Genomic DNA, 14,903 nt, shown 5'->3' with positions numbered 1-14,903 from the left:
TTCAGCTATGCATCTCCGAAGTGCGCTTCACGAAAGGATTTCCCGACAGGCTTGCACCGTCCCTGTCTCGCTTTTAGGAAAGGGCCCTTTGCTACTCTCTTCATCATAGACACTAAATATATTAATGTTATTATACGCCGTTGGAATTATTTTGCAACATAATTTGAATCCGTTGAAAACATATAAGTTCTGTGATGGTAGCGGATGCTGAAAATCAGGCCCATCGCCATCATGTTTCCCATAAGCGAGCTTCCGCCGTAGCTGATAAACGGCAGCGGAATGCCGGTGATTGGCAGTACCTGAATAGTCATACCGATATTTTGAAATACATGGAAGGTGATCATACTGATGACCCCGACGCAAATATAGGTATTAAAAGGGTCGGTCGTCTCCAAGCCGGTTTTAGTTAAGTGATAGATGAGCAGAAAGAAAAGGCTGATTACTACACTTGCACCAAAAAAGCCGTACTCCTCGCCAATGACGCTAAAAATAAAATCAGTATGGGCATCAGGCACATACACCTGTCTGTCAGTAAACCCTTTTCCGGATATTAATCCTGAGCCGATTGCGAGCATGGAGTTGTACAGCTGCATTCCGGCTCCCTGCTTGTGATTAACCGGGTCAAGCCAGGAATAAATTCGGCTGAACTGATAGGGGTCTATCCCAAGGTACTTCTCTAAAATCTCCGGTGCTATGATGACCAGATAGAGCACCGTTCCCGCGAAAGCGCCAAGGATTCCATAAATCGGAACAAGGATTTTCCAGGTGATCCCGGAAACCAGGATGATTCCAGTTAATATGGCAATGATGACAAGGGCGGTACCCAGGTCTTCAATAATAATCAATCCTAATGGAGGCAATGTGGCAGCCCCTAATTTGATTAGAAGGAAAAAGTCCGTGCCTGCAGTCTTTGCCTGATATTTCAGATGGTGGTCAGCGATGATTTTGCTGAGGGCAATGATAAGGAATACCTTAACAAACTCTGAGGGCTGCACAGAACCAAGTCCAGGAATGATATACCACAATGTAGCCCCTTTGCGCTCTGGTGCAATGCTTTCCGGTGCAATGAATAACCCGACAAGCAATAGGATGCCTAAACCGTACAGCAGCCAAGTAAGCCTTCTGATTTGCTCGCTGTCAAAATACATGACAATTGCCACAATGATAGCTCCGACAACATAATTTTTTATTTGTGAGACGACAAAATTCCCTTCATATTGATTGGAGGATTGTCCGCTGTAAATAGCGATGCAGCTGATGAGGAAAAATAGCAGCAGCAGAAAGCATAACGTCCAATCGAACCGGTCTGAGAATCTATTATTCTTGTTCATTTGTATACACCTGGTTTCTGTACCTTTTTACATTTTTATCCTAACAAAGAAAAATAAACCTTACAATGGAGAACAGAATACATTTTTCTCTGCATGTAGTTAGACGAATGAATCAGCATGATGGTTTCCTGTATTTCCAAAAAACCGGGCAGGCTGCAATTTAAAATTTTTTCTCATCGGCAAAGATATTTTCAGTTATTTTTGCTACAATAAGAGAATAAAATACTGGATGTTTAACAGGCAGTTTCAAAAAGAAGCTGTCTTTTTACTAATTTGTGAAGGCGCTTGCGCTATTCTTATCTGTCTAGCTCAGTGCTTTTCTTTGAAAACACCACTTTGGGTAACGGTTCGGAGGTTTCGTCATTGAAAAGAAGGAATCATGCTATTCGTGATCTCATCTACATCCATCTTAATGAACAGGATCAGTATGTGATGACTTATGGAATTGAGTTTGCAGAGTTTGCCCAAACTCATTCCGATTCTATTAACAATCTGCTGTTGTTAAAGCATCGTTTTGAACATGGGGACTTTAATACCCACACGATGTTCGATTATGTGTCAAGGGACAAGCTGGGCAGGCTGGTTGAGGATGATGTATATGGCTATGGCGATTTTTGCTGGATTGATTTCGAGGAAGAGGAAGCGGTGAATGAGCTTCCCGGCCAGACAATTGCTGAGCTTCTTTATCTCGGCCATGTCAAGGAACATCTTAAGCCGCCTTTTTACAATTATCTGAGCAATCGCTATGTGTACCTGGCCCATGATGATGGCTGGTTTAACCGTACATATTATCGCGATCTGAACGATTTTTACCGCATGCTTGGGGAAGTAATCCCCGGTAAAATGGGACAGATGAAAGTCGAAAAAACGCTCCTTGGCATAAAAAAGAAAAAGACGTATCCTCCTATCACCAGAGATGTCCTGCTTTCCTTAAAGTCTCTTATGAAAGAGGGAGCGGTACTTTCCATTAAGGATATCGAACAGAATCGGGTCCGGATAGAAATTCCTATTTGGATTATTGGCGACTTTGCGAATATGGATGATATGTATGACGAGTATGAGGCCATTGTGAAAGAGCCATGTGAGGCGAAGATTGTGTTTGATAAGAAAACAAGGGAATGGAAAATATACTCGCGCTAGAATTCTGAACTTTTTTACAACATTCAGCAAAATTCTCTTACTTTTTCTGCGTGATGGTGTATAATCGGAGATAGAAAATTTTATATCAGCATAGAACAGGTGTCTTCTCAAAAGGGTTTTAAAACAGGCTCTTTTGAAGACTTAATAGGGAAGCTGGTGAAATTCCAGCGCGGTCCCGCCACTGTAAATGGAAGCTGTCTGTAAATCCACTGTACAGGAATGTATGGGAAGGAGCAGAACGCATTGACCATGAGCCAGGAGACCTGCCTGATTCTTAAGCACCCATAAACCTACGAGGATAGGGAGGTGTTTGGTCCGGCCATCCTTTCTGCACTAATTGATAAATGACCATGCCAACATCTCCTCGCCGTCCGAGGGGATGTTTTTTATTTGGTTGTTTCTAAAAGTCTATGGGTGGCTAACTTAGTTTCTGCCACTGAGTTGATTGCAGCGGAAATCAACGCGCTAGGTTTGTAAGCTAAAAAATATTATGAGAACCAGCCTTTTATTTTTTTAAGATGGTGTTAGACACCACCCGAATTTTGTCGAAAGTTCTAGGAGGATTGCTGAGTATGAGAAAGTTTTATGCATTTTTATTAACGATGCTTCTGGCTGCAGGAGTGCTAGCAGGCTGCGGCGAGAGTGCTGAACAGCCTAAAGAAGAGAAAAAGGTTGAGGAAGGGCAGAATACTGGCGGGGAAGAGGCTGCTTTTCCTGTTACGATAAAGGATGCTCTTGATAATGAAATCGTCATCGAATCCAAGCCCGAAAGAATCGTTTCCATGATTCCAAGCAACACCGAAATTGTTTTTGAATTGGGGCTTGGCGAAGAAGTTGTCGGAGTCTCCGATTTTGATAACTACCCGCCCGAAGCCACAGAAAAAGAAAAGATTGGCGGCATGGAATTTAATGTCGAGAAAATTATTTCTTTAAAACCGGATCTTGTCCTTGCTCACGCGTCAAGCGCACATAATTCCGAAGCTGGCCTTCAGCAATTAAGGGATGCAGGTGTGACCGTCCTTGTTGTCAATGATGCAAAGAGCTTTGATCAGGTTTTTGAATCCATTGAAATGGTTGGAACCGCAGCGGGAGAGAAGGATAAAGCAGAGCAGCTTGTTTCAGATATGAAGAGCAAGCTCGAGGAAATCAAAACAAAAGCTCAGGGCATAAAAGAAGAAGACCGCAAATCGGTTTTCGTGGAAGTTTCACCTGCTCCTGAAATCTATACAGCAGGTACAAAAACATTTATGGATGAAATGCTAAGTGCCATCAATGCAGAAAATATCATTTCCGAAGAAGGATGGCCGAAAATGGATCCGGAAGCGATTATCGAACGGAATCCGGATGTAATCATCACAACTCATGGCTATTACACTGAGGATGCTGCTGGCAATGTAATGAAAAGGGATGGCTGGCAGGATATAACCGCAGTAAAAAATAAGCATGTTGCCGATGTTGATTCCGATATGGTAACCCGCTCTGGCCCTCGTATTATTGAAGGAGTCGAGGAACTTGCAAAAGCAGTATATCCGGACGTATTTAAATAATAAATTTTTAGCTTATCTAACAGCAGCGGCTTTCCTGCTTTTAGCCATGCTGATGGGGATTTCAATTGGAACAGTGTCTGTTCACCCCATGACGATTATCAGAGTAATAAGCGCTGAGCTATTTCCTTTTATTTCATTGGGAAACACGGATGCTATGCATTCAAATATCATTATGAATATTCGCCTGCCGCGCGTTTTGCTGGCTGGCTTAGTAGGGGCGTCTCTTGCAATTGCGGGAGCCGCCTTTCAAGGTTTATTAAGAAATCCGCTGGCAGATCCATATACAATTGGGGTTTCATCCGGGGCTTCACTAGGTGCTGTTTTAACATTATTCTTAGGATTATCCATTCCGTTTGCAGGAATGTTTACGCTGCCGTTATTCAGCATTTTATTTTCCTTTTTAACCATTTTTGCCGTTTTGCTGTTTGCCAGAAAAATTGAAAGATCCATGAAAGTGGAAACGATTATTTTAACAGGCATTATCTTCAGTTCTTTTCTTGGCGCTCTGATTTCTCTGATGATTGCCCTGACTGGAGAGGAGCTTAGACAGATTATTGGCTGGCTTCTTGGCAGTGTATCCATGAGAGGGTGGGCGTATATTAAAATTATCATTCCGTTTTTTGTACTGGGTGCCATCCTTCTTTTAGTGAACAGCAAAGAGCTTAATGCCATGAGCTTCGGAGAAGAAAAGGCCCAGCATATAGGGGTGGACGTTCAGAAGAGAAAGATGATGGTCCTGATAGCTGGCTCTATCTTGACTGGTGCGGCTGTAGCTGTATCTGGAACGATAGGATTTGTCGGTCTTGTGATCCCTCATCTGACCAGGCTGTTATGGGGACCGGATCATAGGCACCTATTGCCGCTATCTATTCTGATGGGTGCAGGCTTTCTTATTATTGCCGATCTGGTTTCACGGACGATCATTGCACCTACCGAACTTCCAATCGGTGTGATTACAGCGATAATCGGTGCACCTGCGTTTGCTATTATTTTAATTAAAAGAAAGAATAAACTTTGAACTTCGATAACTGTCCGGCACAAGCGTCCACCCATTCAAGGAGGAAGGATTCCCTGGATTTTCTTTGCAGGAACAAGTGGTTTTTGCCTGTTCCGAAGGCATATCTTAGTTCAGAAAGAAGTGGTTAATCATGCTAAGCGTTCAGCAAGTTACTGGCGGATATGCCGGTGCACCGGTTGTGAAAAATATCAGCTTTGAAGTGGAGAAAGGGGAGCTCTTCGGAATACTGGGTCCGAACGGAAGCGGGAAAACCACGATACTGAAGATGCTGAGCGGCATTCTGCCTCATAAGTCAGGAGATATATTGATCAAAGGAAAGAACCTTTCACAGTATACACCGAAAGAGCTTGCAAAAATTATTGCTGTTCTGCCTCAGCACTCCTCTCAGGCTTTTTCCTATACGGTAAAGGAAACTGTTTCCCTCGGCAGATATGCCCATCAAAAGGGGTGGTTCCAGAGCTGGTCGGGCAAAGATGAAGAAGCGGTCAATCGAGTCATGGAGCAGACAGGCATTTCCCATTTTCAGGATTATGATATTCAGCAATTATCCGGCGGCGAAAGACAAAGGGTGTTTTTAGCCCAGGCCCTTGCCCAGGAGCCGGAAATATTATTGCTGGATGAACCGACTAACCATCTGGACTTGTCCTATCAAAAAGAATTGCTTGATCTCCTTTCTGTATGGTCAAAAGACTGCGGGCTGACGGTCATTTCCATTTTTCATGATTTGAATTTGGCCGGCCTGTACTGTGACCGCCTTCTGCTGCTTGAGAATGGTGAAGTCAATATTAACCACGTTCCCAATGAGGTTTTAAAAGAAGGCAGAATACGTGAGGTCTATAGGACGAAGATTGAGAAGCTGCCGCATCCAAGAGTCCCGGCCCCTCAGATGGTTTTGGTGCCCAAACGCTCTCAGGCAGAAAGCCAATCAGTGAACCGAATTGATCGATCCTATCTTGAGGTAAAGGAAGACTTACTTGTCCTTCGCTCCCCATTTCCGCTGAAAACCATGTCATCAGGTGTAACAGGATCGGGAACCGGCTGGAATCGCATATTTCTAAACCGGCATGTGAGCAAGAATTATGATTGCAGTGATCATAGAGCGGAGATGGCGGATTTTGTCCGGGAGATCGGCTTAGAACCCGGGGAAACCGTGGGGATGATGACCGCTGTATATGTTAAAGATCATAGCAGTAAATTTTATGAAGATGGAACCTTTTCTGTGTATGTGGTCGTGACAGCAGGTGTCGGCAATGCTGTTGATGCCTCGAAAAGTGAAGCCCATTCTTATCATCTGACTCCGGGTACAATCAATACATGGGTTTTCGTTAATGGCAATCTGACAGAGGAAGCCTTTATTCAATGCATTATGACTGCAACCGAGGCAAAGACAAGAGCCTTATATGATCAGAAGGTAAAGGATGCAGTCACAGGGACGATAGCGACCGGAACATCGACAGACAGTATTATGATTGCGGCCACGCAGCAGGGAGAATACCTGGAGTATGCGGGCACCATTACACCTCTTGGCAAAATAATCGGAAAAGGTGTCTACGAATGTACTGTTGAGGCAATAAAAAAATCGCAAAGAAGGATAAAGGGATGATTTTAAATCACCTGATCGCTCTAACCTTTGCCTGCATAATAGATAAGCTGATAGGAGACCCGCCAAACTGGCCGCATCCGGTCAGATGGATGGGTGCCCTGATACATAAACTTGAACAAGTTCTTAATAAAGGCCGCTATAGAAAATTAAAAGGGATCATCATGCTATTTATAGTCCTGCTGGCAGCAGGAGGTATAACTTATTTAATCATAGAGCTTTTCTATGAAATTCACCCGGTTGCCGGCATTCTGGCAGAGGGCATTCTTATCTTTACAGCCATTGCGCAAAAGAGTTTAAAAGATGCAGCACTGGAGGTCTATGAGCCTCTGGCAGAAGGAGATATGGAAGAAGCAAGATTAAAGCTTTCATACATTGTCGGCAGGGATACAGATCGATTGGATGAACCAGGCATTGTCAGGGCTGCCGTGGAGACAGTGGCTGAAAACACCAGTGATGGCATTACAGCTCCATTATTTTGGGCCATGATTGGCGGTGCTCCAATGGCCCTTATCTACAGGGCCATTAATACTTGCGATTCCATGGTTGGCCATAGAAATGAAAGGTATATAGATTTTGGGTGGGCATCTGCCAAAGTGGATGATATCGCAAACTGGATCCCGAGCCGGCTGACATCGGTTTGCATCATGCTCACACAAAAGCCGGAGCATTCTCCATATGAGGAAGCATGGGGGATCCTTTTAAGAGATGCACCAAAGCACCCGAGCCCAAATAGCGGCTGGGGCGAAGCAGCTGTTGCAGCCCTCCTGGGGGTTCAACTGGGAGGAATCAATTTTTATAAGGGTGTAATTTCTAACCGAGCCACGATGGGAAAGCCAATGGTGCTGCTTGAAAAAGAACATATCATAAAAAGCATTTCGATCATGAACAAGACGGTTTTCTTATTCTTGCTTTTATTATGGACAGGAGGGGTGTTCCTTGATTTGGCCTTCACATGGATCTAACCCGCAATATTTATATGAAGCAATTGATAAGCCAATGCCTGAGGAGCGAATTGATTTCAGTGCCAATATCAATCCACTTGGTCCTCCCCGCGAGTTAAAAGAAGGATGGGGCAGTCTATTCCAATTTATTAGCGATTATCCGGATCCCCAATCTTCTCTATTAAAAAGCAAATTGGCGGCTGCAGAGGGAATAAAAGAAACACAGATTCTGGTGGGAAATGGAGGCGCCGAGCTAATCACCCTGATTGGCCGGATGATAGCCGGAAAAAGGGTGCTGATTATTCAGCCGGCCTTTTCGGAATATGAAGAGGCCTGCCAGGTTAATCATTGTACAGTCTCCTATCATCAGCTGGAGCCTGGCGACTGGGATCTCAATATGGAAGCGCTATCTGAAAGGCTGAAAGCCGCTGATGTTGTTTTCTTCTGCAACCCAAATAACCCGACAGGTATTTTTTACCCATCTTCCATTGTAAAGGAATTAATTGAGAAGTGTCATACCCATAGCTGCCTGCTTATTATGGATGAAGCTTTTTATGACTTTGCCTGCGACTATCAATCAATCGTTCCTTTCATAGAAAAGGATTCGAATGTTGTGGTGCTGCGCTCCATGACAAAGATGTTTTCGATACCGGGCCTGCGCCTTGGATACATGCTGGCAAGTGAGAGGTTAATTGAAGAAGCAGCTTCTCTAAAGCCGCACTGGAGTGTAAATGCCCTCGCTTTAAAAGCAGGGGAATGGTGTCTGGACAGCAAAGAGCATGTCAGGCTGACAAAGAATTTAATCCGGCAGGAGAGAGATAGGCTGGTTCAATTTTATCAGCAATTGGATTTTGAGGTTTCTCCTTCTTCAGTTAATTTCTATTTGTTGAGAGATCCGAGACTTGATGTGCAGCTGCCTCTTTTTCGATTTTTGCTTGAGAAAGGAATTATCCCGAGGCACACAATGAATTTCCCAGGTCTGGAAGGGAGATGGCTGCGCTTTGCGATTAAAGGGCCGAAGGACAACGATGTGCTGATGGAGGCGATGCGGCAATGGCGGAAGGATCGCTGATTTTTATCTCCGGTGGAGTGCGGAGCGGAAAAAGCTCCTTTGCAGAGAGGACTGCTGCCGGGCTGGCAATAATGACGGAAGGAAAGCTTCAGTATATTGCTGCAGGAAAAGCGTACGATTCCGAGATGAAGGTACGGATTCAGAGGCACCAGGATGACCGAGAAAAGAGCGGTTTGAGCTGGACAACCTGGGAGAAGCCTTCCGCACTTGAAGAGATCTCGGGAAACTTTAACAATCAGGACATTATTCTTTTCGATTGCTTGACCACTCTCTTGAATAATGAACTTTTTAGAGCGGAAGATGTTTGGCGGAACAGAGAATTCCAGGAAAGTCTATCATCTGATATTCTCAGGGCCATCACAGAAATCCGCAAAAAATGCAGGGCCTTGATCGTTGTCAGCAACGAAGTCTTGAATGAGCCAATTGGCAAAAATGAACTGGTGATTACATATTCAAAAATACTTGGGACGCTTCACAGGAATTTAGTAAATATGGCTGATGAAGCCTATCTTGTTGAAGCTGGCATCCCCATACAAATGAAAGGAGAACCGGAATGAAAGGGATAATGATTCAGGGAACTTCATCCGATGCCGGGAAAAGCCTGATTGCTACGGCTCTTTGCCGGGCATTCTCCAATGAAGGTTTCCGTACGGCTCCTTTTAAATCCCAGAATATGTCCAATAATTCATACGTGACAAAGGATGGAAATGAAATCGGCAGGGCACAGGGCATTCAGGCTGAAGCGGCAAGAACTGAAGCTGCTGTCTGGATGAATCCTATTCTCCTTAAGCCTCAATCCGCACAGAATGCGGAGGTCATTCTCCTTGGAAAAGCAGTCAATTCCCTATCAGGAAGAAGCTATCGGGAATCCTTTTATGAAAAGGGACTGGAGACCATCAGAGAGGCACTGAGTCTGCTTAATGCTCAATACGAACTGCTTGTGATAGAGGGGGCTGGCAGCCCTGTTGAAATTAATTTAAAAGATAAAGAGCTTGTTAATATGAAAGTAGCCGAAATAGCGGATGTGCCTGTCATCCTGGTTGCCGATATTAACCGGGGCGGTGTTTTTGCCAGCATTGTCGGAACCCTGGAGCTTTTCACCAAACAGGAAAGACAGCGGGTTGCGGGCATTATCATTAATAAATTCCGCGGAGATATCACGCTGTTTGAGGATGGCATCCGCTGGATCGAGGAAAGGACGGGCATTCCTGTCCTCGGGGTTCTTCCTTATTTGGATGACCATATGATCGATGCAGAGGATTCCCTATCCATTCAGGCTGCTGTTCCAAGGGCTGGAGGAGGCATTCTGGACATTGCAGTGCTTCGGCCGCCATTTATTTCAAACTTCAGTGACATTGATCCGTTTTACTATGAAGATGACGTGAACATTAGATGGGTAAGGCATCTATCGGAAGCTGGCTCACCTGATGCGGTGATCATTCCCGGCACAAAGAGCACGATTCGCGATTTGCGCTATTTCAAGGAAAAAGGTCTGGCGGACTGGATTGTGCGCTATGCTGCCGATGGAGGTTCTATTGCCGGCATTTGTGGAGGATACCAGATGCTCGGCAGGAGATTAATCGATATGGCAGGTTCTGATACCGGGAACCCTAATGAAAAGGAAAAAGGCTTGAATTTGATACCGGCAGATACCATTTTTCATGAACGCAAGAAGACGGTGCAGGTGAAGGGCAGTTTGCATTCAAGCACGAACCTTCCCGTAAAGGAAATCTTGGATGGATATGAAATCCATTTAGGTGAAACAGTTCTTGAAGAAGACTTTGATGGCAATCGCCTTCTTCTGCTTCAAAATGGCGAAGAAGATGGATTCTATGGAAATGAAGGCCGTCTGGTAGGGACGTATATGCACCACATCTTCCATAATGATGAGTGGAGGGGTGAGTGGCTTAATTCCCTGCGCAAACAAAAAGGCATTCCAAGTAAGGAGCCTGTCCGAATAAAAGCCCTGAAGGATAGGAAATACAACGAACTGGCGGAAAATATGATTCAGCATCTTGATTGGGGAAAATTGAAGGAAATCGTCTTTAGCTGGAGAAAACAGAATGAAATGGCTTAAAGGATTATTGATCAACCTTCAATTTTTCACAAGCATTCCCATTCCAATGTCTCTGCCGATGGATAAGCCTCATTTGGAGAAGGCAATCAGAACCTTCCCCATAGCCGGCCTCATTCAGGGGAGCATATACGCATTTATTCTCTATGCTTTTCTTGAATGGACTCCTTTTTCACTCTTGGCTGCGGCTTTTGCCGTCTGGCTGGCCGGCATTTTGCTGACCGGCGGGATTCATCTTGATGGGTGGATGGATGCGAGCGATGCGTTCTTCTCCTATCGCGATCAGAAGAGGCGGCTGGAAATCATGAGTGATCCCCGGGTGGGGGCGTTCGGTGTGCTGTCCATCATCGTATTGCTGGGTACCCGTTTTCTATTTATCTATGAAATTGTACTTTTATCAAATCTATATTCCTTTTTTTTAATCGCAGTGATTCCATTTTTAAGCAAGATGGTAATGGGGGTATTGCTGATAAAAGTTAAGGCAGCCAAAACAGAGGGGCTGGGCTCATTATTTCAGCAGGCTGCTTCGAAAACCACCTTATCTATTTACCCTATCTTCCTTCTGGCCGCCGCGGCAGCTGCCGGGCTGGCAGGTTACCCGGCCATTGTTGGGTTTCTTATCATGGTTCTTTTTTCAATATTGTTATTCGCATTTTTATCAAGGAAAGTCATTGCCTGGTTTGGCGGAATGACAGGGGATGTACTTGGGGCCAGTGTGGAAGGGACGGAGGTGTTTTTATGGATGATACTGTGGCTGTTGCATTACTTCGTCATGGGCTGACAGAAGCCAATAAGTCCCATGCTTATCTGGGCTGGACAGATTCCCCTTTGTGTCCGGAACATAGGGATAAGCTTGCCGCGGCGCCTCAAGACTATAGAAGAATATTTGCAAGTGATTTAGGCAGATGCATGAAGACGGCAGCTATTCTTTTCCCGGATCATTCTATTGAACCATGTCCCGAATGGAGAGAAATGCATTTTGGTGAGTGGGATGGCCGGACGTATCAAGAGCTGAAAGATACCCCGGCTTATCAAAAATGGCTGGAAGATCCTTTCTCAGGGGTGGTGCCCGGAGGGGAATCCTTTTCAGCATTTACAGCAAGAGTTGATAAAGGGTGGCAAAATTTAACCGATCAATTGCTCCGGAAGGATATGCGCGATGCTGCTGTTATTACACACGGCGGAGTCATAAGATACCTTCTTGGAAAGTATGCACCGGAGAAAAAAGAATTCTGGGAATGGCAAGTTCCGTTTGGAAGAGGCTATGAGCTAAGGTGGACACGGGAAGAGTTTAGGAGGGGAGAGAGATGCACTTCATTACAGGAGGCGCCTTTAACGGGAAATCCCGATGGGTAAAGAGATTATATCAATTGGATGATACTCCTCATAAATGGTTTTCAGCTTATCATGGTGAGATGACCGGCGATTTGGATCAAAACCTAATCGTCTATGAGGGAATCGAGCTGATGATTAAGGAATGGTCCCAAGCGCTGGAGTTTGAAGAGATTCGGGACAAGTGGCAGGAGATGCTGGCAAAATGGCAGGCGTGGGAAAAAACAGCTGTCAATCGAAAGATCGTTTTAATCGGATCTGATATTTCAAAAGGCATTGTTCCAATGGAAGCAGCTGACCGAAAGTGGCGGGATGCGTCAGGTTGGGCCTTTCAGGATGCCGCTGCCGCTGCAGATAGAGTTGATTTGATTTGGTATGGCATCAGTCAAAATATAAAATGAAATGGGGAATTGCTGATGAAACTTTATACACGAACTGGTGATGAGGGAAAAACAAGCATTATCGGAGGCAGGGTAGAAAAGGATGATGTAAGGGTTGAAGCATACGGAACAGTGGATGAAGTCAACTGTTTTGTAGGGCAAGCTATGACACAGCTGGATCCGTCCATTTTTCAGGATGTCCTGGAGGATCTGGAGAAGATTCAGCATGAGCTTTTTGACTGTGGCGGTGACCTTGCAAATGTTTCGAAAAAGCGGGAGCTGAAATTGACGAAGGAATCTGTAGACTATTTGGAGACTAAGATTGATCAATTGATTGAGGAAGCGCCAAAGCTTGAAAGGTTTATTCTGCCTGGGGGAGCACCTGCATCTGCATCCATTCATATTGCCAGGACAGTAACCCGGAGAGCGGAGCGGCTTGTGGTTTCACTAAAAAAAGCGGATCCGGAAACCTCTGCAGTGGCACTGAAATTCCTGAATCGTTTATCTGATTACTTCTTTGCCCTGGCAAGAGTGGTTAATTTCCGTCTTAACCAGAAAGATGTGGAGTATGTGCGCAGTGCTAATGTATTCCGTGAAGGAAAGCGCAAGGAGGATAAAGAATGAAAAGCATGCGATTGGGCATGGCAGCAATGCTTGTTGCACTTACAGCAGTCGGCGCAGCGATTAAAGTTCCGGCCATTATCGGAAGCGTGGCACTGGATGCATTTCCTGCTTTGCTTGCAGCCGTGCTGCTTGGAGGCTATGGCGGTGCGGCCGTTGCTGCCATCGGACATTTGCTGTCGGCGTTATTGGGCGGCATGCCTTTAGGGCCGCTTCATCTCCTGATTGCTGTTGAAATGGCACTGTTAGCCTTTATTTTCAGTTCTTTATATCAGAGAGGCCGGCACTGGCTGGGGGGAATTCTTTTTGTGTTAGGCAATGCCTTTGCAGCCCCGCTTCCATTTACCTTTTTAATGGGCCAGGCCTTTTACCTGGCAATTGTGCCTTCTCTTTTTATAGGCTCTGTGATAAATGCTGTTATTGCTTATATAGCGATTCCGAGACTTGTCAAGCTTGTGGGCCCGGCACTTTCCAAAGCGGGTGCTGAGCAGTGAGGGATGTCTTAAGCCTTCCTTTTAATTCTGAAGAAATGATTGTGGTAGCCAGTGATAACAGCGGAGCAATCGGCGAGAAAGAACAGGATGCTGTCCAGGTTCCTTACGAGACTGTTTCGTATTATTCCTTCCGTGTCGCTGTCATGGAATGTTTGTCAGCAGGTGCTCAGCCATTTGCTGCTGCCCTTCAGAATTTCTGCGGAAATGATGCCTGGGATCAGCTTATACGGGGCATTAAGAAGGGGGCTGATGAATTGGGTCTAAAGGAGCTGCAAATCACCGGCAGTACAGAAAGCAATTTTAACCTGCTTCAATCTGCGATAGGTTTATCTGTACTTGGCAAAAGGCAGGGAGCGCTTCCTGCTGAGACCCTAATTTATACAGATGATACAAGGATAGCGGTTATTGGTTCACCTTTGGTTGGCCAGGAGCTGATTGAGAGAGAGGCGGAGGCAGCACCCCTGGAGCTTTTTAAAATCATTAACTCCATTAAAGATACTGAGACGCTTCCAGTAGGTTCAAAAGGCATTCTGAACGAGCTGAACGGGATGTTCTCCAATAGAGAGTTTGAGGTTAAGGACCTTGAATCAGAAGTGGACTTGGAAAAATCAGCAGGCCCATCCACTTGTTTTATAGCCGTTTTTTCCGAAGATAAATCGGAAGAAATCAGGAAATTGGCAGGAAGTTATTTTCATATACTGAAAAGAAAGGCATGAAAAGAGGGATGCTGACTTTATATATCATCCGGCATGGTGAAACGGAATGGAACAAAGCGAAAAGAATGCAGGGTCGCCTGGACTCTGATTTAACGGAGAAAGGCAGACGTGATGCGAAGCTGCTTGGAGAAAGAATAAAGGATATAGAATTTAAGCGTATGATATCTTCACCGAGCAAACGGACTTTACATACAGCACAGCTTGTAAGAGGAACAAGGCAGATTCCGGTCGAAACAGATGAAAGGCTTATGGAAATAGATCTTGGTGATTGGCAGGGAAGAGTGGAAAGTGAAATAAGGGATCTTTATCCGGCTGCGTTCGATGCCTATTGGAACCGGCCGGAGTCCTATGAAAGTGCAGGAGGAGAAAGCTTTTATGATGTGGCAAACCGCGTTGCTTCCTTTCTGGAAGACTTGCAAAAGACCTCATCAGAAGGCAGTGTGCTGATTATTACCCATGCAGTTGCTGTCAAAGCTCTGTATATGCTTTGCCGCAATGCTGCTGTCGAACGCATTTGGGATCCGCCCTTCATTCATGGAACCAGCCTGACCATCCTGCAGATCGATCAGGATAAAAAGGAATTCCTCTTAGAAGGATGCATGGCTCACTGCGAATAAGGTTTAGGCTCGTTAAA

Annotated in this window: 16 protein-coding genes, 1 riboswitch and 1 other annotated feature (1 of these 18 cut by a window edge); of the genes, 15 read left to right on the top strand and 1 reads right to left on the bottom strand. The window is 45.1% G+C overall.

Annotated elements, in window-relative coordinates:
- Positions 1–116 (bottom strand) — a binding site (T-box leader); it reaches 145 nt to the left of the window's first position.
- 30 nt (positions 117–146) lie between these two features.
- Positions 147–1,331 (bottom strand): FtsW/RodA/SpoVE family cell cycle protein, encoded by a 1,185-nt coding sequence (locus NR125_RS21145; protein WP_019381226.1) that lies wholly within the window; start codon positions 1,329–1,331, stop codon positions 147–149.
- A 363-nt stretch (positions 1,332–1,694) separates the two neighbouring features.
- Here NR125_RS21145 and NR125_RS21140 point away from each other — a divergent pair, with 363 nt between their 5' ends.
- The 15 genes from NR125_RS21140 (at position 1,695) to NR125_RS21070 (ending at position 14,886) form a co-directional block, all read left to right on the top strand.
- On the top strand, positions 1,695–2,471 hold the full coding sequence (locus NR125_RS21140; protein ID WP_256816103.1) for a hypothetical protein: 777 nt from the start codon (positions 1,695–1,697) through the stop codon (positions 2,469–2,471).
- Positions 2,472–2,551: 80 nt separating this feature from the next.
- Positions 2,552–2,756, top strand: a riboswitch (cobalamin riboswitch).
- Positions 2,757–3,043: 287 nt separating this feature from the next.
- A complete protein-coding gene (locus NR125_RS21135) occupies positions 3,044–4,018 on the top strand; it encodes an ABC transporter substrate-binding protein (protein ID WP_256816102.1) in 975 nt (324 codons plus the stop codon).
- Positions 3,984–5,036, top strand: coding sequence for a FecCD family ABC transporter permease (locus tag NR125_RS21130; RefSeq protein WP_256816101.1), 1,053 nt, complete (start codon positions 3,984–3,986; stop codon positions 5,034–5,036). The genes NR125_RS21135 and NR125_RS21130 overlap by 35 nt, the downstream gene beginning before the upstream one ends.
- 130 nt (positions 5,037–5,166) lie before the next feature.
- Positions 5,167–6,639, top strand: a complete 1,473-nt coding sequence (locus NR125_RS21125; RefSeq protein ID WP_256816100.1) for an adenosylcobinamide amidohydrolase — start codon at positions 5,167–5,169, stop codon at positions 6,637–6,639.
- The gene (gene cbiB, locus NR125_RS21120) at positions 6,636–7,601 is read left to right on the top strand and encodes an adenosylcobinamide-phosphate synthase CbiB (RefSeq protein WP_009336340.1); all 966 of its coding nucleotides are present in this window, start codon (positions 6,636–6,638) and stop codon (positions 7,599–7,601) included. Before NR125_RS21125 ends, cbiB begins: the two co-directional genes overlap by 4 nt.
- Positions 7,576–8,652 (top strand): threonine-phosphate decarboxylase CobD, encoded by a 1,077-nt coding sequence (gene cobD, locus NR125_RS21115; RefSeq protein WP_256816099.1) that lies wholly within the window; start codon positions 7,576–7,578, stop codon positions 8,650–8,652. Before cbiB ends, cobD begins: the two co-directional genes overlap by 26 nt.
- Positions 8,634–9,209: a bifunctional adenosylcobinamide kinase/adenosylcobinamide-phosphate guanylyltransferase gene (locus NR125_RS21110; protein ID WP_256816098.1), complete on the top strand. Its 576-nt coding sequence runs from the start codon at positions 8,634–8,636 to the stop codon at positions 9,207–9,209. The genes cobD and NR125_RS21110 overlap by 19 nt, the downstream gene beginning before the upstream one ends.
- A complete protein-coding gene (locus NR125_RS21105; RefSeq protein WP_256816097.1) occupies positions 9,206–10,729 on the top strand; it encodes a cobyric acid synthase in 1,524 nt (507 codons plus the stop codon). The genes NR125_RS21110 and NR125_RS21105 overlap by 4 nt, the downstream gene beginning before the upstream one ends.
- Positions 10,716–11,507: an adenosylcobinamide-GDP ribazoletransferase gene (cobS, locus tag NR125_RS21100; RefSeq protein WP_009336336.1), complete on the top strand. Its 792-nt coding sequence runs from the start codon at positions 10,716–10,718 to the stop codon at positions 11,505–11,507. Before NR125_RS21105 ends, cobS begins: the two co-directional genes overlap by 14 nt.
- Positions 11,465–12,082, top strand: coding sequence for a histidine phosphatase family protein (locus NR125_RS21095; RefSeq protein WP_009336335.1), 618 nt, complete (start codon positions 11,465–11,467; stop codon positions 12,080–12,082). The genes cobS and NR125_RS21095 overlap by 43 nt, the downstream gene beginning before the upstream one ends.
- Positions 12,034–12,459, top strand: a complete 426-nt coding sequence (locus tag NR125_RS21090) for a bifunctional adenosylcobinamide kinase/adenosylcobinamide-phosphate guanylyltransferase (RefSeq protein WP_009336334.1) — start codon at positions 12,034–12,036, stop codon at positions 12,457–12,459. Before NR125_RS21095 ends, NR125_RS21090 begins: the two co-directional genes overlap by 49 nt.
- A 15-nt stretch (positions 12,460–12,474) precedes the next feature.
- Entirely contained in the window at positions 12,475–13,062 is a 588-nt protein-coding gene (locus NR125_RS21085; protein WP_009336333.1) for a cob(I)yrinic acid a,c-diamide adenosyltransferase, read from the top strand.
- On the top strand, positions 13,059–13,553 hold the full coding sequence (locus NR125_RS21080; protein WP_256816096.1) for an ECF transporter S component: 495 nt from the start codon (positions 13,059–13,061) through the stop codon (positions 13,551–13,553). The genes NR125_RS21085 and NR125_RS21080 overlap by 4 nt, the downstream gene beginning before the upstream one ends.
- A complete protein-coding gene (locus tag NR125_RS21075; RefSeq protein WP_217027376.1) occupies positions 13,550–14,269 on the top strand; it encodes an ATP-binding protein in 720 nt (239 codons plus the stop codon). The genes NR125_RS21080 and NR125_RS21075 overlap by 4 nt, the downstream gene beginning before the upstream one ends.
- Positions 14,266–14,886, top strand: a complete 621-nt coding sequence (locus tag NR125_RS21070; protein WP_009336330.1) for a histidine phosphatase family protein — start codon at positions 14,266–14,268, stop codon at positions 14,884–14,886. Before NR125_RS21075 ends, NR125_RS21070 begins: the two co-directional genes overlap by 4 nt.
- Positions 14,887–14,903 lie beyond the last annotated feature (17 nt).

Origin of the sequence: Cytobacillus sp. Bac17 (assembly GCF_024519925.1) — a bacterium.
Taxonomy (GTDB): Bacteria; Bacillota; Bacilli; order Bacillales; family Cytobacillaceae; genus Cytobacillus; species Cytobacillus pseudoceanisediminis.
The sequence above is the reverse complement of the archived record's forward strand: the minus strand, read 5'-3'. Positions and strand labels throughout refer to the sequence as shown.